Here is a 15,707-nt window from a genome sequence, read left to right as displayed (position 1 = left end):
GGCCCGTTGGCGTCCCCCCTGAAGCGCGATGATCATCATCGCGCTTCAGGTTGTTGTTTGCGCATGATCTTCTCGGAAAACCGCTTCGTACTTTGCGCTAACGCGGCCCCTCAGAGCCGGATCATGCGTTAGCCGACGCTGGTCATCTTCGGCAGATGAATGGCGCGGCCGAGTGCCTGCTCGACCAGGTCGAAGGTGTCGATCAGCACCCGCATGCTGATCAGCTTGCCGGCCCTGAACTGGGCGAACTGCGCCACGCGCAGGCTGATCGGCTTGTTGGAATCCAGCGCCGTCAGCGAATAGCGCACCATCGAGGCGGCGGAATCCACGCCCAGCATGATGCTCTCGCGGTCGAAGCGGCGGACCTGGAAATTGTCGGCGAGCTGGCGGATGACGTCGAGCACGGCATCCTTGCCCTGGCGCGCGCCGAGGAACGGAAACATGTCGATCGGGCCGTAGAGCGCCCACTCGACGTCCTCGTCGATCAGGGCCTCGATATCCCTAAAATCCCGGTCGTTGATCGCGCGGTGCAACGCACGCGAGAAACGCCAGAGGCTGTGCTCTGTCATTTGGGGCAGTCCTGAAGCTGGCTTTACGGAAAAAAACGGCAAACAACCCCATGCGCACCAAGGCGCCAGGGCTCAACTCATTTGTATACGAACAAATTAGCAGATTTCGGCCAAAACGCAATTCACGTTTTCGCAATGCACACTTGAACGGGTTTTGTGAGATTTACAATACAACCCCGTAATTGTCCGGGTCCCGGCGCTCAGTCCGCCCCGGCAATCAGCGGCCCGATCTCCCGTTCCAGCACCTGCTGCACCAGGTCGTAGGAATCGATGATCTCGCGCATCTCCGCCACCAGTCCGCCGCGAAACGTGTAGAACACCGCCATGTCGAACTGCACGATGCGGTCGTTGCTGCGCTTCTTGAAAAAAGCGTTCATGTAGGTCGCGACGGCCTCGCCCTCGGCGACGATATGCGGCGTCTTGTAACGAACCTCCGAATAGCGCGACCAGACCGTCTGCCACAACTCGCGCAGCTCCTGCTTGCCCTGGCGCGGCACCAAATGCGGCAGCACGTCGATCGGCGCGTGGGTGAGGAAATAGACGTCGTCGGTGCAGCAGGCCAGCGCCGTCTCGATATCGCCGCGCGCGAAGGCATCGAGCAGGTGCACGACGCGTTGGCGATTCAGCTGCTCCACCGTCATTCCCGCCCGCTCTCCTTGGTCTTGTGCCTTTTGCAAGCCTAGCGCGTGGTCTCACGCCGGCGCAATCCGCAAGATCACAGGGATGTTTGCAGAGGTTTTGACGTGCGAGCGCAATGCCCGGTTCATGGGGTTCGCGGCGTCTTCGGCTGCTTGGTGTGCAAGCCCGCGTGGACGAACCCGCAAAGCCGCGCGCCGGGAACATAGGCGGCCCGCTCTCGTGCGCCGAAGCTTGGGTGAACGTGGAGGGGAGAGACGCAGCCGGCATCGCCGGCCTGCGTGATCCATCTCACGTCGCGCCTGTCCAGACGCCGCTACCGTCATCCCCAAGTCATCAGGGAGACGTGCCATGGCCACCATCGCCGCCACGAGAAAGTCCCGCCTGCATAACGCGCTCGAAGGCCTCGCGCTGACCGCGACCCTGCAGAGCTTCCCGACCTTCGCCACTGCGGCCTTCCTGCTCAAGCTCATCGGCAACCACGACCTCGTCGGCGATCCCGGCGTCGCCATCTTCGTCGCCTTCGCCTCGTTCACCCACGCCCTGATCGCCGTGACCCTCGGCCCGAGCTTCCCGCACCTGTTCAAGACCGTCTACGAGCCGAAATTCTTCGAGGCCCATCTGTCGCTCTCCGACAAGATCACGGCATGGCGCACCCAGCCCGTCGCCTCGCTGCAACTGGTGACGATCGTGCTGCTGCTGTCGGTGATGGCCGTGGTGGCGGCGAGCGTGGGGTGAGGGGGTAACCACGAACGTCGCCGATAAACCTACGCGTCTACCTCTTCTTCCACCCACCCCTTCGCCCCGGTGCCCCGCCCGTCGACTTCGGCGCGGGCCCGAACTCCGGTCCCGACTGCCGCGAATCCGTCGGCTGGATGATCCTGCTGGTGCTGCCGAACGGCTTTGACGGCAGCGCGCGGCTCTCGCGATAGGGCAACGACTCCGGGCCGTGCATCTCGTCGAGATGCGGCTTATGCACGCGGGAGCCCTTGCCGCCGCCGGCCTTGAGCGCAGTTGCGGCGCTCTTGTTCCTCATGGCGCTGACGGGCAGGTTCGCGGCATCGCCGTATTTCTTCGCTCCCGCATAAGCGCCGGCCTTGCCCGCGACGGTGCGCTGCTTGGCGGTTGGGTCGTCCACCACTGCAAGCTCGGTGGCGCGCAGGCGCTTGACCTCGTCGCGCAGGCGCGCGGCTTCCTCGAAGTTCAGGTCGGCGGCGGCCTCGCGCATTCGCGTTTCGAGATCGGCCAGAACGGCTTCGAAATTGTGGCCGATCGAGATGACGTCGTCGGTCATGTCGTGGCCGCCGACCTCGATCAGCACGTGGTCGCGCTCGTAGACCGAGTTGAGGATGTCGCCGATCTGCTTCTTCACGCTCTCCGGCGTAATGCCGTTGGCATTGTTGTACTCGACCTGCTTCTCGCGGCGGCGGTTGGTCTCGGCGATGGCGCGCTCCATCGACCCCGTCATCTGGTCGGCATAGAGGATCACCTTGCCGTCGACGTTGCGCGCGGCGCGGCCGATGGTCTGGATCAGCGAGGTCTCGCTGCGCAGAAAGCCTTCCTTGTCGGCGTCGAGGATGGCGACCAGGGCGCATTCGGGGATGTCGAGGCCTTCGCGCAAGAGGTTGATGCCGACCAGCGCGTCGAACGCACCTAAGCGCAAATCGCGGATGATCTCGATGCGCTCGATCGTGTCGATGTCGCTGTGCATGTAGCGCACGCGAATGCCCTGTTCGTGCAAATATTCGGTGAGGTCCTCGGCCATGCGCTTGGTGAGGACCGTGATCAGCGAGCGATAGCCGGCTTGCGCGGTGGCGCGCACTTCGCCGACGAGATCGTCGACCTGCGTGCGCGCCGGGCGGATGTCGACCGGAGGATCAATAAGTCCGGTCGGGCGAATGACCTGCTCGACGAACACGCCGCCGCTCTCGTTCAGCTCCCAGCTGCCCGGGGTCGCCGACACCGCGACGGTCTGCGGCCGCATCATGTCCCATTCCTCGAAGCGGAGCGGGCGGTTGTCCATGCAGGACGGCAGGCGGAAGCCGTATTCGGCCAGCGTCGCCTTGCGGCGGAAGTCGCCGCGGAACATGGCGCCGATCTGCGGGATGGTGACGTGGCTTTCGTCGGCGAAGATCAGCGCGTTGTCGGGCACGTATTCGAACAGCGTCGGCGGCGGCTCGCCGGGGCGGCGTCCTGTCAGATAGCGCGAATAGTTCTCGATGCCGGCGCAGCTGCCCGTCGCCTCCATCATCTCGAGGTCGAAAGTGGTGCGCTGCTCCAGCCGCTGCGCTTCCAGGAGGCGTCCCTGGTCGTGGAGCTGGTCGAGCCGCTGCTTCAACTCTGACTTGATCGACTTGATCGCCTGCACCAAGGTCGGGCGCGGCGTCACATAATGCGAGTTGGCGTACATCTTGATGAATTCGAGCTCGTCCTGCTTGTGGCCGGTGAGCGGATCGAACTCCTCGATAGTCTCGATGGTGTCGCCGAACAGGTTCACGCGCCAGGCGCGGTCTTCATAGTGCGCCGGGAAGATGTCGATGACGTCGCCGCGCACGCGAAACGTGCCGCGGGTGAAATCGGCCTGGGTGCGCTTGTACTGCAGCGCGACGAGGTCGGCGATCAGCTGCCGCTGGTCGATGCGCTCACCCTTCTTCAGCGCGAAGGTCATCGCGGTGTAGGTCTCGACCGAGCCGATACCGTAGATGCAGGACACCGAGGCCACGATGATGACGTCGTCACGCTCGAGCAGCGCGCGCGTCGCCGAGTGGCGCATGCGGTCGATCTGCTCGTTGATCGAGGAATCCTTTTCGATGTACGTGTCCGTGCGGGGCACATACGCTTCCGGCTGGTAGTAGTCGTAATAGCTGACGAAATACTCGACCGCGTTGTCCGGAAAAAAGTTCTTGAACTCGCCATAGAGCTGGGCGGCCAGCGTCTTGTTCGGCGCCAGGATCAGGGCCGGGCGCTGCGTCGCCTCGATCACCTTGGCCATGGTGTAGGTCTTGCCGGAGCCGGTGACGCCGAGCAGCACCTGCGAACGGTCGTTGCGATTGATGCCCTCGACCAGCTCGGCGATCGCGGTCGGCTGATCGCCCTTGGGCTCGTAGGCCGACTTGATCTCGAACCGGACACCGCCTTCGGACTTCTCCGGGCGCGGCGGCCGGTGTGGCGTCCACACCTTCATGGAGCCGTCGCCCTTGCGGAACTCCGGCCGGCCCTCGCGGATCAGCGATTCCAGCGCATCCGCGGTGGCCTTGACGCCGAGCGCCTCCATCTTGGACCGCGGCGGACGCGCCAGCGCCTCGGCATCGTCCTCCTCGGTGGGCAATCCGAGCTGCCGCGCCAGTTCCGGATCGAGCGTCGGAATCGTGGCCGCGGTTCCGTAATTGGCTTGCGGCGCCTCCTCCAGTCCGGCCAGCTCACTGGACTGACGGGCGCCCGGCGGCTGCGGATTGGGCCGCAGCGGCATCGGCCGCGCCGCATCTTGCGGAAACTCCTTCGGCGTCGAAGCCCGCGCGCGATGCGCGGCGGCCTCACCCCCGGCGCGGCGGTCGCGCGAATTGTCCGGCGGCGGCTGCAGGCCGGTGCCTGATCCCAGCCCGGCATCGCCGCGATTGATCGCAGGATTCAGCAGTTCAGCCAGCGCCGGCCCGATCGGCTGCACGTCGGGGCGATGTGCTTTGGATTTGGGGGATTTGCCGGATTTTTCGGAGGATGCAGGTTTCTTCGCCATGAGGCGAATATGGGACGAGTCAGCCCCGCGATAAAGGGTGAATGGCCGTGGCCGTGCAGGCTGCTGACAGCAGGTTGGCAGCAGCCTTGCGGTTCACGCCGCCGGCCGCGGCCCCTCGTCGTCACCGGCCGCGACATTCGGCTCGAGGATGTCGAGATGAATGCCGCCGCAATCGGTGCAGCGCATGGCCCAGTACTCGCATCCGGCACGGCCGCCGATCACGCGGAGCACTGTGAGAGCGCTGTCGCATTCCGGGCAGTTGGACAGCACTGCGCGGGCGTAGATCCGCGGCCGCGCTGCATCGGTTTCGATGATGGACATGACCGGTTCCCCCTTTTTTCGCCGCCCTGTCTCTGGTCGGCCTGCGGACCGCCTATTCGTCGTCGCCGCCGGTCCGCAGCCGAAAACGATCGATGTGGTGCTTGGCATCGGCAATCGCGGCATCGCGATCGGGCCAGGCGAAGCCGACTTCCATGGCCGGAAACAGCACGCCGTCGATGGCCACCGGGCTGAGATCGGCCCGGCGGATCCGCGCGTGCCACAGCCCCTTGCCAGCTTCGAAGGATTCGATGTCAAAGCCGTCGTAGAGGGTCGTCATGAGTGTAGGTCCCACGTTTCTTTTCGGAGGGTCACGAGACCACGTCTGCGGATTTTGGGATGTGAAGCCGTTCACAAGCGGGCGGCTTTTTTGCCCGCCGGGCTTCAGTTCCGCGCTGCGGCGCGGCCGATCCGCCGTGGACGGGCGGCAGGTTCCGATGCCGCCCGCATGATCCAGCGGCGGAAGGCGGCAAAGTCGCGCTGCTCGGTCTGGAAGCTGCGATAGAGCAGATACCAGCGCATGCCCTTGGGCACCGAGAGGTCGAACGGCGCCACCAGCCGGCCGGCCGCGAGATCGTCGTCGATATAGGGGCGGATGCCCATCGCGATGCCGAGCCCGTCGGCCGCGGCCTGCAGCGCCTGGCCGTAGAACTGGAACTCGGGCCCGCGCGCGTTGATCCTCGCTGTCCCCGCCGCCTTCAGCCAGATCGGCCAGTCCTCGGGTGAGTGCGCGACGCGGATCAGGCTCGGTCCCTTCAGGTCGGCCGGGCGTTTCAATCCGCCGGCAAGGCGCGGCACGCAGACGGGGGTGAGATCACCGGCGAACAGCGGCTCGGCGACGAGGCCGGGCCAGTCGCCGGTGCCGAGCTTGATGCCGCAGTTCCAGTCCTCGCCGAACGGCACCGCGGCGCCGCCGGTGGTGAAGCGCACCTCGATGTCGGGCTCCTCGCTGCGAAACTCCGACAGGCGCGGGATCAGCCAGCGCATCGCAAAGGTGTGGCCGACGCCGATGGTGAGCACGCGCACGCTGGCGGGCGCCGTCACCTGCGCCGTGAGGCTCGCCAGCGCATCGAAGATCGGGGTCAGCCCGCTCTGATAGGCGCGGCCCGCCTGCGTCAGCACGAGCCTGTTGGCCTTGCGCTCGAACAAGGCGACGCCGAGCCGCTCTTCGAGCAGGTGCACCATGCGGCTGACGGCGGCCGCCGATACGCTCAGCTCCAGCCCGGCCGCAGCAAAGCTGCCGGTCCGCGCCGCCGCCTCGAACGCCTTGATGCCGTTGAGAAACAGCAACCGCCGCAAATGACCCACCCTCAGGAAAGCTGATGCCAGGGCAAGATATCTCAGTTTGCGGAAGAGGCGCAAGCGAGGCACAAACATCAGCGCAATTCGAGCTGATTTGTTGAAGCAGGCGCGGTGCCTTCGCCTCTCCTCGCGGGGCGAGGGAGTGAAACAGTTTGCGTCCCTCACTCGCCCTCGGGAGATTCCTTTCGTGACGCCCATCATGATCGCTGCCCTTGGATTGCTGATGGTGGCCACGGCGTTCCTGTCGGGGCTGTTCGGCATGGCGGGCGGGCTGATCCTGATCGGCGTGCTGCTGGCATTGATGCCGCTGCCGACCGCGATGGTGCTGCATGCGGTCACGCAGATGGCTTCGAACGGCTGGCGCGCGTTCCTGTGGCGGGCGCATATCCGCTGGCGGCCGGTTGCGAACTACATGGTCGGCGCGGCCGTCGCGCTCGCGGCGTGGTCGCTGACCCGCTACGTGCCCGATAAGCCGGTCGCGCTGCTGCTGCTCGGCATCACCCCGTTCATGGCGCGGCTTTTGCCGGCGAACATCAAGCCGGACCCTGATAGCCTCTGGCAGGGCACGGTCTACGGCACGATCTGCATGGGCCTGATGCTGATGACCGGCGTCTCCGGCCCGCTGCTCGACACCTTTTTCCTCGGCGGCGATTTCGGCCGGCGCGAGAAGGTTGCGACCAAGGCGATGTGCCAGGTCGTCAGCCATTTCACCAAGCTGATCTATTTCGGCGGCATCATCGACCAGGCCGCGGGCCTCGATCCCGTGCTCGCTGCCGTCGCCATCGCAGCCTCGATGCTCGGCACCACGCTGGCGCGGCGCATCCTCGAAGCCATGACCGACCAGCAGTTCATCGCCTGGTCCAACAAGCTGATCACCACCATCGCCTGCTACTACATCGTCCACGGCGGCTGGCTGTTGCTGCGTGCGCCGGTTCTGGCCGCCTTCGACAAGGGAGGTTTGCAATGAGCTGTAACGCCGATCCGCTGGTGCTGGACTTCGTCGAATGGGTCGCGCGCGAGCCGCGCGTCTACGCCGAGGTGCTCGCGACCTGGAAGACCTCGTGCCCGCGCCTCACCATCTGGGAGGACGCCGCCGAGCGCGGCTACGTCGCGCGCGAGACGATTGCCGGTCTCGGGCTGGTGATCGCGGCAACGGAAGGCGGCGAGAGGCTGTTGCGCGCGAACGGGCGGTGACGCGCACCTCTCTCCACATCGTCATTGCGAGCGCCAGCGAAGCAATCCAGAATGTCACCGCGGAAGCAGCCCGGATTGCTTCGCTGCGCTCGCAATGACGGAGCACTGCTCAATGTCGCTCAAACTCTACGAACTCGTCGGTACCGATCCCACGCGCCCCTTCAGCCCGTATTGCTGGCGCACCCGGATGGCACTGGCGCACAAGGGCCTTGCGGCGGAATCGCTACCCTGGCGCTTCACGGAGAAGAGCGCGATTGCGCCGCACGGCTCGGAGAGGGTCCCCGTGCTGTTGCACCACGACAAGGCGATCGTCGATTCCTGGACCATTGCGAACTATCTCGAGGACACTTTTCCGGATCGCCCGTCGCTGTTCGGCGGGGAGGGCGGCCGCGCGATGGCGCGCATGATCAATGCGTGGGGCGACATCGCCATCGTCGGCGGCATCTTTCCGCTCATCATCGCCGATATCCCGAACAATCTGAATGAGGTCGATGCCGCCTATTTCCGCAAGTCGCGCGAGGCGCGCTTCGGCGGCAAGACGCTCGAGGAGATCATGGCGGGCCGCGACACCGGCATCGTCGCGTTCCGCAAATCGCTCGAGATCATGCGGCAGACGCTCAAGACGCAACCTTTTCTCGGCGGGCAGGCACCGAACTACGCCGATTACATCGTGTTCGGCGGATTCCACTGGGCGCGCGTGGTCAGCCCGTTCAAGCTGCTCGAAGCGGATGATTCGGTCTATGTGTGGCGCGAAAAGCTGCTGGATGCGTTCGACGGCATGGCGCGGAAGTCGCCGGGACAAGAGGTGTAAACTTCGTAGCCCGGATGGAGCGCAGCGAAATCCGGGGCCGGTGCTAGCGGAACGATTCCCGGATTACGCTTGCGCTCCGTCCGGGCTACGCGTCGCCGCTTTCCGCAAGCATTCCCGGCACAGGCAATCCTCCCCCTCGATCGGCATCGGCAGCCGTGCCGTCTCCTCCGCGCACCAGCAAGTCCCTGAGAGATCGCAGCCGAATTCGCTGCCGCAACGGGAACAGGTGAGACGGCGCGCAAGTGCCGGCGCTGACGGGATTTCTTTCGGATTTGTCATGTTTTACGTCGAAGCTTCGCCGTCATTTTCATGGCGGGTTCATCTGCCGCTGCAGTATCTTACGCGCCGACCGCGTCGAAAGGAAAGCATCTCGCAGCGCGCGAAGGACAGATCATCGATGGCCCGCGATTCGCAAGCCGCCCTCGTCGCGCTCAACCGCTTCGGCTTCGGCGCCCGCGGCGGTGCATCGGGCGATCTCGTCAACGCAAGCTCCGACCCGCGCGGCTTCGTGAAGGCGGAGCTTTCGCGTGCCAATGGCGTGCTGCTGGAAGCGCCGGTTCTGCAATCGACGCCGCAGCTCGGGCAGGCCGTGTTTGCCTATCAGGACCAGGTCAAGCAGGCGCGTGAGGCGGCGAAGGCCGCTGCGCCCGCCGAGACGCCGCCTGCCGATCAGAACGCGCCCTTGCGCCGCAATCTCTCGCTGAATGCAGCGGCAGAGATCACCGGCCAAATGGCCGATGCAAAGCCCGCCGAGAACACCGTTCGGCCCGAGGCCATGCAGCCGAACGCCGCGCCGCCTGCTGCCAAGCCAGCGCCGCAGCCGCTCAATGTCATCCAGAAAACCTTTCGCGCCGAGGCACTGGCGCGGCTGCAGCGCGCCACGCTCGTCGAGTGCGGTTTCACCGAGCGCCTCGTCGCGTTCTGGTCCAATCATTTCTGCATCTCTGCCAGCAAGGGCGAGCTGGCGCGGATCTGGGCCGGCGCGTTTGAGCGCGAGGCGATCCGGCCGCACGTGCTCGGGCGCTTCGCCGACATGCTGAGGGCGGTCGAGCAGCACCCGGCGATGCTGTTCTTCCTCGACAACCAGCAATCGCTTGGACCTGACTCGCGCGCCGGGCAAAACCGCAAGCGCGGGCTGAACGAAAATCTCGCGCGCGAGATCCTGGAGCTGCATACGCTCGGCGTCGGCGGCGGCTACACCCAAGGCGACGTCACCTCGCTCGCGCGCATCATCACCGGCTGGACCTTTGCCGGCAGGCAAGGGCAGCTCGGAGTTCCCGGCTCCTTCGTCTTCAACACCAATGCGCATCAGCCCGGGCCGCAGGTCCTGCTCGGCAAGACCTACGATCAGGCGGGCCTCGCACAGGGCGAAGCTGCGCTCGCCGATCTCGCGCGGCATCCCTCGACCGCGAGTTTCATCGCCACCAAATTCGTCCGTCACTTCGTTGCGGACGAGCCGCCGCCGGCGCTCGTTGCGCGCCTGCGCGACGTCTTCGTCAGGACCGACGGCGATCTCAAGGCGCTGGCGACGGCGCTGGTTGATTCCGAGGAAGCATGGAAGGCGCCGCTCACCAAGCTGCGCTCGCCATACGATTTCCTCGTTGCGAGCGGCCGGCTGCTGGCGCGCGTGCCGGAGGATCCCGGGGCCTATCTCAACAACCTCAATCTGCTCGGCCAGCCGCTGTGGTCGCCGCCGGGTCCCAACGGCTTTCCCGACAGCAATGCCGCCTGGGGCGCGCCGGAAGGCATCAAGCTCAGGCTCGACATCGCGGCGCAGATCGGCGCGCGGCTTGGCAACAACATCGATCCGCTCGACCTCCTGGAGTTCGCCGCCGCCGATGCCGCCTCGGCCGAGACGCGGCGGACCATCGAGCGCGCGGAGTCGCGGCAGCAGGCGCTGGCGCTGCTGCTGATGTCGCCGGAAATGCAGAGGAGATGATGATGACCGACTGCGTCGAGAACCGGCTCCTCACGTCCCGCCGCGGTCTCCTGCTCGGCGGCGCGTCCTTTGCAGCCTGGGCCTACCTGCCGAAATTCGCCCGCGCGGCCGACGGGCGCGATCCGCGATTGATCGTGGTGATCCTGCGCGGGGCGCTGGACGGGCTCTCGACCGTCGCGCCGCTGGGCGATCCCGATTATCCCGGCCTGCATGGATCGATCGCGCTCAGCGCCGACGGTGCCCATCCCGCAATCATGCTCGACTCGTTCTTCGCCCTGCATCCGGCGATGCCGGAGTTTGCGCGCATGTATCGCGACAAGCACGCTGCCGTGATCCACGCGGTTGCGACGCCCTATCGCGACCGCTCGCATTTCGACGGCCAGGACGTGCTCGAAAGCGGCTATGCCGGCCCTGGCCGCGTGCAGTCCGGCTGGCTCAACCGCGCGCTGGAAGCGCTGCCGCGCGGCGAGCGCGTGTCGAGCGGGCTTGCGGTCGGGCCCACTACGCCGCTGGTGCTGCGCGGCAATGCGCCGACCGTCGGCTGGGCGCCGGTCGCGCTGCCGCAGGCCGACGACGACACGGCCATGCGCCTCGTCGAGCTCTACCGCCATCGCGATCCCGCTTTGGCCTCCGCGCTGTCGCAAGGCCTCCAGCTCGACAAGGTCGCGAGCGGCGACGACATGAAAGCGACGCGCGGCAATGCGGTCGCGCAGATGCGCCAGGTCGCGCGCGGCGCCGCAAAGCTGATGGCGGCTGATGATGGCCCGCGCATCGCCGCGCTCGCCTTCGACGGCTGGGACACGCATGCCAATGAGGGCGGCCCTGTGGGGCGTCTCGCCTTCCTGCTCGGCGGCCTCGACGGCGCGCTCGCCGAATTCGAAAGCGGATTAAGGGATCGCTGGCGCGACACCGTCGTGGTTGTCGCCACCGAGTTCGGCCGCACCGCGCGCATCAACGGCACCGAGGGGACCGATCACGGCACGGGCACGATCGCCTTGCTCGCCGGCGGCGCGGTGCAAGGCGGCCGGGTGATCGCGGACTGGCCCGGCCTCAAGCTCGCGAACCTGTATGAGGGCCGTGACCTCAAGCCGACCACGGATCTGCGCTCGGTGATCAAAGGCGTGCTGCAAGATCAGTTCGGCCTGTCCGATCGCACGCTGGCCGAGACGGTGTTCCCCGACAGCGCAAGCGCAAGGCCGATGAAGGGGCTTGTGGTCTGACTTAACCTCTCCCCGGCCTTCTGCGGGGAGAGGTCGGATTGCTCAGGCTCGTGCGCCTGAGCAATCCGGGTGAGGGGCAGGGCACACTATTCCCGAGAGGGGAGTCCATCCGATTCCCACATTGACCGTGCGTGCATCGCGCACATCGCCTACAATCGAGACCGAACTCGCGGAGGCAGCCCCTCACCCCACCCTCTCCCCGTAAGAACGGGGAGAGGGAGCGAGAGAGCACCGCATCCTGACGGTCGCGCCCACAGGAGACACCACCCCATGTACATCGCCATGAACCGCTTCCGCGTCGCCAAGGGCTCCGAGGCTGCCTTCGAGCAGGTCTGGCTCACGCGCGACACCCATCTCGACAAGGTGCCGGGCTTCGTCGAGTTTCACCTGCTGCGCGGGCCGGAAGCCGAGGACCACACGCTGTACGCCTCGCACACCGTGTGGGCGAATTATGCGGCGTTTGAGGCCTGGACCAAGTCGGAAGCATTTCGCGCGGCGCATCATAAAGCGGGCGACAACAAGCCGCTTTATCTCGGCCATCCCCAGTTCGAAGGTTTCGAGGTGATGCAGACCGTGGGGCGCGGCGCCAAGTAACGCTGCCAAGTAGCGCTGCCAGCAAAAAAATGCGGCCCCTGTCAGACGCGGCGACTGACGGGGACCGCTGGGGCGCATGATCGGTGACGGGGGGCCTGACCAGACGCAGGGGCAGCCTAGCCTTGCTGTGTTACGCGCGGGTGACAGGTGGAGTTATCCACAGGCTCCCGGCACGACTCAGAAGATCTTGCGATAGACGATGAAACCGGAGCGCTCCGCGACCTTGTCGTACAGGCGCTGCGCCGTGAGATTGGTCTCGTGCGTCTGCCAGTAGACACGCGGCGATCCCGCCAGCTTCGCCCGTTCGTAGACGCCATGGATCAGCGCCGAGCCGACGCCCTTGCCGCGCGCGGCCTCGGAGGTGAACAGGTCCTGCAGATAGCAGGACGGCTCGATCGCGGTGGTGCTGCGATGGAACAGATAATGCGTCAGCCCGAGCAGGCGGCCGTTGTCCTCGGCGACCAGCGCATGCATCGGCTCATAAGCATCGAAGAAGCGCTGCCACGTCATCGCAGTGATCTCGGGCGCGAGCGCGGTCGGACCGGAGCGGCCGTAAAAGGCGTTGTAGCCGTCCCACAGCGGCAGCCATTGATCGTAATCCTGCCTGGTGACGGCGCGAATGATGAGCGACATGTGAATTTCCGCGATCTCGGAGGTGCGCGATGAAGGGATGTCCTTCATACGTGATGATCGTATTGCCGATCAATCGCACACTCGCCTCACTCCGCAACGCGCAAGTACTGGATCAGCTTGCGGCCGGCCGGATCGCGCAGCGAGCGGTAGTAGTCGGCGCGCGCCGGCGCATCGGTGTGGCGCACGAGGTCGGTCACGGGCGTGTAGCTCAGCATCCGCCCGCCGTCCGGCAGTGCGGCGCAGACGAAGCGCAGCACCTCGCCGTTGCGCAGCGCGACGTTGATCGGCGTGGCATCGCCGACCCGCACCATCTCCATGCGCTGCGCGATGAAAGTGCCGAGCTCGTCCTCGGCCAGCGCGAACGCGCCGGTGTCGCGGCCGTGATACATCAGCGCGATGAAGGGTGGCTTCGCCTCGGCGACCTCGTCCGGCACCGCAAAATAGTCGCGGAACGCGCGGTTGATGAATTCGGCCCGGGTCTCGGCATCGAGCAGCACGATGCCGATATCGACCTTGTCGAGCGCGGCCGACAGCCGCGCGGCAATGGCGTGGCTGCGGCGCTCGGCCGCGAAACTGCCGAGCAGCCGCTCGCGCATCAGCCCGGTGATGCCGGCGGTTCCGAAAACGGTGACGGCCAGGAGGCCGAGCGGCGCCAGATCGGCGGCGCCATGGCCGGAGACGCCGTGACGATTGAGGAAGAACAGCGCCGCGCCGATCACCGCGACAATCGCGGTCGTCACGGCGGAGGCGAGACCTGCGAGCGCGCCGGCGAGAGCCACGATGGCGACGAACAGCGGGGCGGGCGAGGGCGCGGGGACGAAGCGATCGAGCAGCATCGCCAGCAGCAGGGTCGCTGCCGTCAGCGCCGGACCGGAGATCGCACGCCATCCGAACCGCATGGACCTGTCTCGCTCCTCCCGAAAGAGGTAAGGCCGCAACACTGGCTGATTGTTGCGTGACTGCGATGCGATTTCGTGCGGCGTGCTTAAGGCGCGGTTGCGTGGAAGCGTAAGGCTTTCGGATGATTTTAAAGCATGATCCGGAAAAGTGTGAAGCGGTTTTCCGAAAAGATCATGCTCAAACAATAACCTAAAGCGCGATGATGATTCATCCTAATCGCATCGCGCTTTAGACCATGTGCGCGCGCTGCTGCAGCGTCGGCGCATGCAGCGTCGACGTGCCCGTGCCCTTGCGCGTGCCGACGATGATCAGCAGCGAGGCCGCGACCAGGATGGCCGCAGTCAGGGTGATTGCAACGACTACCACAGGTGATTTCATCGACGTCCTGTCGCGATGCCGGTCGGCGCGGGCCGCACGGCGCCCTGAAGGCTGGTCCAGGATGAAACGGGAATCAGACCGGCAGGCCCATCGCCATGGTCGCCTTGGTCGACAACACCGTCAGGGTGACGATCAGGCACAGCGAAAGCGCGGCGACGGCGAGCGAAGCCGCGACCGCATGGGTGAGCCGGGAAGACGCGACGGTAGCGGATGGGCTCTGAAACCCCGCTGTGCCGGACGCCCGCATCATGGTCTAAATCCTTCAACACGCGAGCGAATCACCCGCGACTTTCCAGAATTTCCCAGTTTCAACCGGCAATATTGCGGCGGCGACCGCGCGGAAAGTGGCGGGATTGCGGCAGAGGCGGCCCTTATGCCCGCTATTCGCCGGAGCGGACGCGCCTCAGGCGCTCGCGGCGATGCTGGCGGGGTCGTCGATGTCGGCCGGGCGCCAGTCCATGGTCACGAAGCCGGGCGCGGCTTCGACTCGTTTGAGCCAGTCCCGGATCGCCGGGAAGGCCTGGAGGTCGAAGTCGCAGCGGTCGGCGAGGTGGGTGTAGCCGTACAGCGCGATGTCGGCGACCGTGAGCTGGCGCGCGGCGAAATAGGAATTGGTCTTGAGGTGATTCTCCATCACCTGGAGCGCGCCATAGCCGCGCTCCATCCAGTCCTCCAGCGAATGGGTCTGCAGGTCGCGGCCGCCCTTGACCAGCGACAGCCAGAAATAGGCCGCGCCGATGTTCGGCTCGAGCGCGTGCTGCTCGAAGAACATCCATTGCAGCGCCTCGGCGCGGTCGATGCGGTTTTCCGGCGCGAGCGGCGTGCCGACGGCAACGTACCAGAGGATGGCGTTGGACTCGGCGAGATAACGGTCCTCGCCGACCTCGAGCAGCGGCACCTGCCCCGACGGGTTCTTGGACAGGAAATCCGGCGTGCGGCTCTCGCCGCGCAGAATGTCCACCTCCACCGCTTCGTAAGGCAGATTGAGCAGCGCCAGCGCAAGGCGGACCTTGTAGCTGTTGCCCGAGCGTTGCATCGAATAGAGCTTGTACATTCTGGCGTTCGAAATCCGAGGACGAGAAGACGCGGCGCCCGTTGCCCCGCGAGGCGGCTAAACAATGATGCCGATGCGAATCCGCCGCAAGTGCTGGCCGATAGAAAAACTCGAAAACCCTACCGCACTGCAATGGAGGGGAAGATCATTTCGCGTCGATGCAGTTCAGTTCACATGTACGTCAATCTGCGGACACATCGCTCTACGTAGGCTACCGCATAGACGATCGAGATTAGGACGCCAGTGTTTCCGCATCGTCATGGCCGGGCTTGACCGGGCCATCCACGTCTCACTTGCCGCACGAAGAACGTGGATGCCCGGGACAAGCCCGGGCATGACGACGAGCGGTTTCCTGGAGACGTGCACCATCCAGAATTGCTCCGAGGACAGGCCTTGTCGGATATGAGCGATTCCGGAGGCAATGTT

At 65.6% G+C, this 15,707-nt stretch carries 19 protein-coding genes; 7 read left to right on the top strand and 12 right to left on the bottom strand.

The features are described from left to right. Nucleotides 1–128 precede the first annotated feature (128 nt). Both I6F37_RS15550 and I6F37_RS15545 read right to left on the bottom strand, forming a co-directional pair. Nucleotides 129–569, bottom strand: coding sequence for a nuclear transport factor 2 family protein (locus I6F37_RS15550; RefSeq protein WP_036009417.1), 441 nt, complete (start codon nt 567–569; stop codon nt 129–131). 200 nt (nt 570–769) lie between these two features. Next, on the bottom strand, nt 770–1,210 hold the full coding sequence (locus tag I6F37_RS15545) for a nuclear transport factor 2 family protein (protein ID WP_036009420.1): 441 nt from the start codon (nt 1,208–1,210) through the stop codon (nt 770–772). 346 nt (nt 1,211–1,556) lie between these two features. Here I6F37_RS15545 and I6F37_RS15540 point away from each other — a divergent pair, with 346 nt between their 5' ends. Next, a complete protein-coding gene (locus I6F37_RS15540; protein ID WP_036009422.1) occupies nt 1,557–1,943 on the top strand; it encodes a hypothetical protein in 387 nt (128 codons plus the stop codon). A 37-nt stretch (nt 1,944–1,980) separates the two neighbouring features. Here I6F37_RS15540 and uvrB read toward each other — a convergent pair whose 3' ends face one another. The 4 genes from uvrB to I6F37_RS15520 all read right to left on the bottom strand — a co-directional run bounded on the left by uvrB (nt 1,981) and on the right by I6F37_RS15520 (nt 6,555). Beyond that, nucleotides 1,981–4,938, bottom strand: coding sequence for an excinuclease ABC subunit UvrB (gene uvrB / locus I6F37_RS15535; protein WP_225151845.1), 2,958 nt, complete (start codon nt 4,936–4,938; stop codon nt 1,981–1,983). Between the two features lie 93 nt (nt 4,939–5,031). After that, the gene (locus tag I6F37_RS15530; protein WP_036009436.1) at nt 5,032–5,259 is read right to left on the bottom strand and encodes a hypothetical protein; all 228 of its coding nucleotides are present in this window, start codon (nt 5,257–5,259) and stop codon (nt 5,032–5,034) included. A 52-nt stretch (nt 5,260–5,311) separates the two neighbouring features. Beyond that, on the bottom strand, nt 5,312–5,536 hold the full coding sequence (locus I6F37_RS15525) for a hypothetical protein (RefSeq protein ID WP_036009439.1): 225 nt from the start codon (nt 5,534–5,536) through the stop codon (nt 5,312–5,314). A 104-nt stretch (nt 5,537–5,640) separates the two neighbouring features. Next, nucleotides 5,641–6,555 (bottom strand): LysR substrate-binding domain-containing protein, encoded by a 915-nt coding sequence (locus I6F37_RS15520; RefSeq protein WP_074448039.1) that lies wholly within the window; start codon nt 6,553–6,555, stop codon nt 5,641–5,643. Between the two features lie 190 nt (nt 6,556–6,745). On the opposite strand from I6F37_RS15520, the gene I6F37_RS15515 reads away from it, so the two are divergent. The 3 genes from I6F37_RS15515 to I6F37_RS15505 all read left to right on the top strand — a co-directional run bounded on the left by I6F37_RS15515 (nt 6,746) and on the right by I6F37_RS15505 (nt 8,563). Next, a complete protein-coding gene (locus tag I6F37_RS15515; protein WP_109145303.1) occupies nt 6,746–7,525 on the top strand; it encodes a sulfite exporter TauE/SafE family protein in 780 nt (259 codons plus the stop codon). Continuing rightward, nucleotides 7,522–7,752 (top strand): hypothetical protein, encoded by a 231-nt coding sequence (locus tag I6F37_RS15510; RefSeq protein WP_225114101.1) that lies wholly within the window; start codon nt 7,522–7,524, stop codon nt 7,750–7,752. Before I6F37_RS15515 ends, I6F37_RS15510 begins: the two co-directional genes overlap by 4 nt. A 112-nt stretch (nt 7,753–7,864) precedes the next feature. Further along, on the top strand, nt 7,865–8,563 hold the full coding sequence (locus I6F37_RS15505) for a glutathione S-transferase family protein (RefSeq protein ID WP_225114100.1): 699 nt from the start codon (nt 7,865–7,867) through the stop codon (nt 8,561–8,563). 63 nt (nt 8,564–8,626) lie between these two features. Here the strand turns inward: I6F37_RS15505 and I6F37_RS15500 are convergent, their stop codons facing one another. Continuing rightward, nucleotides 8,627–8,842: a cysteine-rich CWC family protein gene (locus I6F37_RS15500; protein WP_109145300.1), complete on the bottom strand. Its 216-nt coding sequence runs from the start codon at nt 8,840–8,842 to the stop codon at nt 8,627–8,629. 118 nt (nt 8,843–8,960) lie between these two features. Here I6F37_RS15500 and I6F37_RS15495 point away from each other — a divergent pair, with 118 nt between their 5' ends. The 3 genes from I6F37_RS15495 (at nt 8,961) to I6F37_RS15485 (ending at nt 12,316) form a co-directional block, all read left to right on the top strand. Then, entirely contained in the window at nt 8,961–10,502 is a 1,542-nt protein-coding gene (locus I6F37_RS15495) for a DUF1800 domain-containing protein (protein WP_225114099.1), read from the top strand. 2 nt (nt 10,503–10,504) lie between these two features. Next, nucleotides 10,505–11,722, top strand: a complete 1,218-nt coding sequence (locus I6F37_RS15490; protein WP_225114098.1) for a DUF1501 domain-containing protein — start codon at nt 10,505–10,507, stop codon at nt 11,720–11,722. 270 nt (nt 11,723–11,992) lie between these two features. Continuing rightward, entirely contained in the window at nt 11,993–12,316 is a 324-nt protein-coding gene (locus tag I6F37_RS15485; RefSeq protein ID WP_036009456.1) for an antibiotic biosynthesis monooxygenase, read from the top strand. A 177-nt stretch (nt 12,317–12,493) separates the two neighbouring features. On the opposite strand, the gene I6F37_RS15480 is transcribed toward I6F37_RS15485, so the two are convergent. The 5 genes from I6F37_RS15480 to I6F37_RS15460 form a co-directional block, all read right to left on the bottom strand. Beyond that, nucleotides 12,494–12,949 carry a GNAT family N-acetyltransferase gene (locus I6F37_RS15480; RefSeq protein WP_036030968.1) on the bottom strand — a complete coding sequence of 152 codons (456 nt, stop codon included), beginning with the start codon at nt 12,947–12,949 and terminating at the stop codon, nt 12,494–12,496. Between the two features lie 86 nt (nt 12,950–13,035). Next, complete coding sequence (locus tag I6F37_RS15475; protein ID WP_225114097.1) at nt 13,036–13,848, bottom strand: PAS-domain containing protein; 813 nt, start codon at nt 13,846–13,848, stop codon at nt 13,036–13,038. Nucleotides 13,849–14,077: 229 nt separating this feature from the next. Further along, complete coding sequence (locus tag I6F37_RS15470; protein WP_036009463.1) at nt 14,078–14,227, bottom strand: hypothetical protein; 150 nt, start codon at nt 14,225–14,227, stop codon at nt 14,078–14,080. 73 nt (nt 14,228–14,300) lie between these two features. Further along, complete coding sequence (locus tag I6F37_RS15465; protein ID WP_162832045.1) at nt 14,301–14,477, bottom strand: hypothetical protein; 177 nt, start codon at nt 14,475–14,477, stop codon at nt 14,301–14,303. A gap of 153 nt (nt 14,478–14,630) precedes the next feature. Then, a complete protein-coding gene (locus tag I6F37_RS15460; RefSeq protein ID WP_025032208.1) occupies nt 14,631–15,281 on the bottom strand; it encodes a glutathione S-transferase family protein in 651 nt (216 codons plus the stop codon). Nucleotides 15,282–15,707 lie beyond the last annotated feature (426 nt).

Source organism: Bradyrhizobium sp. NBAIM08, from assembly GCF_020193935.1.
GTDB classification, from domain to species: domain Bacteria; phylum Pseudomonadota; class Alphaproteobacteria; order Rhizobiales; family Xanthobacteraceae; genus Bradyrhizobium; species Bradyrhizobium yuanmingense.
This window is presented reverse-complemented; position numbering and strand designations above follow the sequence as displayed.

Bases quoted from the DNA above. Each gene is read 5' to 3' on its own strand.
- I6F37_RS15490 (WP_225114098.1), top strand. From the start codon at position 10,505: ATGACCGACTGCGTCGAGAACCGGCTCCTCACGTCCCGCCGCGGTCTC.
- I6F37_RS15545 (WP_036009420.1), bottom strand. From the start codon at position 1,210: ATGACGGTGGAGCAGCTGAATCGCCAACGCGTCGTGCACCTGCTCGAT.
- I6F37_RS15475 (WP_225114097.1), bottom strand. From the start codon at position 13,848: ATGCGGTTCGGATGGCGTGCGATCTCCGGTCCGGCGCTGACGGCAGCG.
- I6F37_RS15460 (WP_025032208.1), bottom strand. From the start codon at position 15,281: ATGTACAAGCTCTATTCGATGCAACGCTCGGGCAACAGCTACAAGGTC.
- uvrB (WP_225151845.1), bottom strand. From the start codon at position 4,938: ATGGCGAAGAAACCTGCATCCTCCGAAAAATCCGGCAAATCCCCCAAA.
- I6F37_RS15510 (WP_225114101.1), top strand. From the start codon at position 7,522: ATGAGCTGTAACGCCGATCCGCTGGTGCTGGACTTCGTCGAATGGGTC.
- I6F37_RS15540 (WP_036009422.1), top strand. From the start codon at position 1,557: ATGGCCACCATCGCCGCCACGAGAAAGTCCCGCCTGCATAACGCGCTC.
- I6F37_RS15525 (WP_036009439.1), bottom strand. From the start codon at position 5,536: ATGACGACCCTCTACGACGGCTTTGACATCGAATCCTTCGAAGCTGGC.
- I6F37_RS15485 (WP_036009456.1), top strand. From the start codon at position 11,993: ATGTACATCGCCATGAACCGCTTCCGCGTCGCCAAGGGCTCCGAGGCT.
- I6F37_RS15465 (WP_162832045.1), bottom strand. From the start codon at position 14,477: ATGATGCGGGCGTCCGGCACAGCGGGGTTTCAGAGCCCATCCGCTACC.
- I6F37_RS15500 (WP_109145300.1), bottom strand. From the start codon at position 8,842: ATGACAAATCCGAAAGAAATCCCGTCAGCGCCGGCACTTGCGCGCCGT.
- I6F37_RS15495 (WP_225114099.1), top strand. From the start codon at position 8,961: ATGGCCCGCGATTCGCAAGCCGCCCTCGTCGCGCTCAACCGCTTCGGC.
- I6F37_RS15505 (WP_225114100.1), top strand. From the start codon at position 7,865: ATGTCGCTCAAACTCTACGAACTCGTCGGTACCGATCCCACGCGCCCC.
- I6F37_RS15470 (WP_036009463.1), bottom strand. From the start codon at position 14,227: ATGAAATCACCTGTGGTAGTCGTTGCAATCACCCTGACTGCGGCCATC.
- I6F37_RS15480 (WP_036030968.1), bottom strand. From the start codon at position 12,949: ATGTCGCTCATCATTCGCGCCGTCACCAGGCAGGATTACGATCAATGG.
- I6F37_RS15530 (WP_036009436.1), bottom strand. From the start codon at position 5,259: ATGTCCATCATCGAAACCGATGCAGCGCGGCCGCGGATCTACGCCCGC.
- I6F37_RS15550 (WP_036009417.1), bottom strand. From the start codon at position 569: ATGACAGAGCACAGCCTCTGGCGTTTCTCGCGTGCGTTGCACCGCGCG.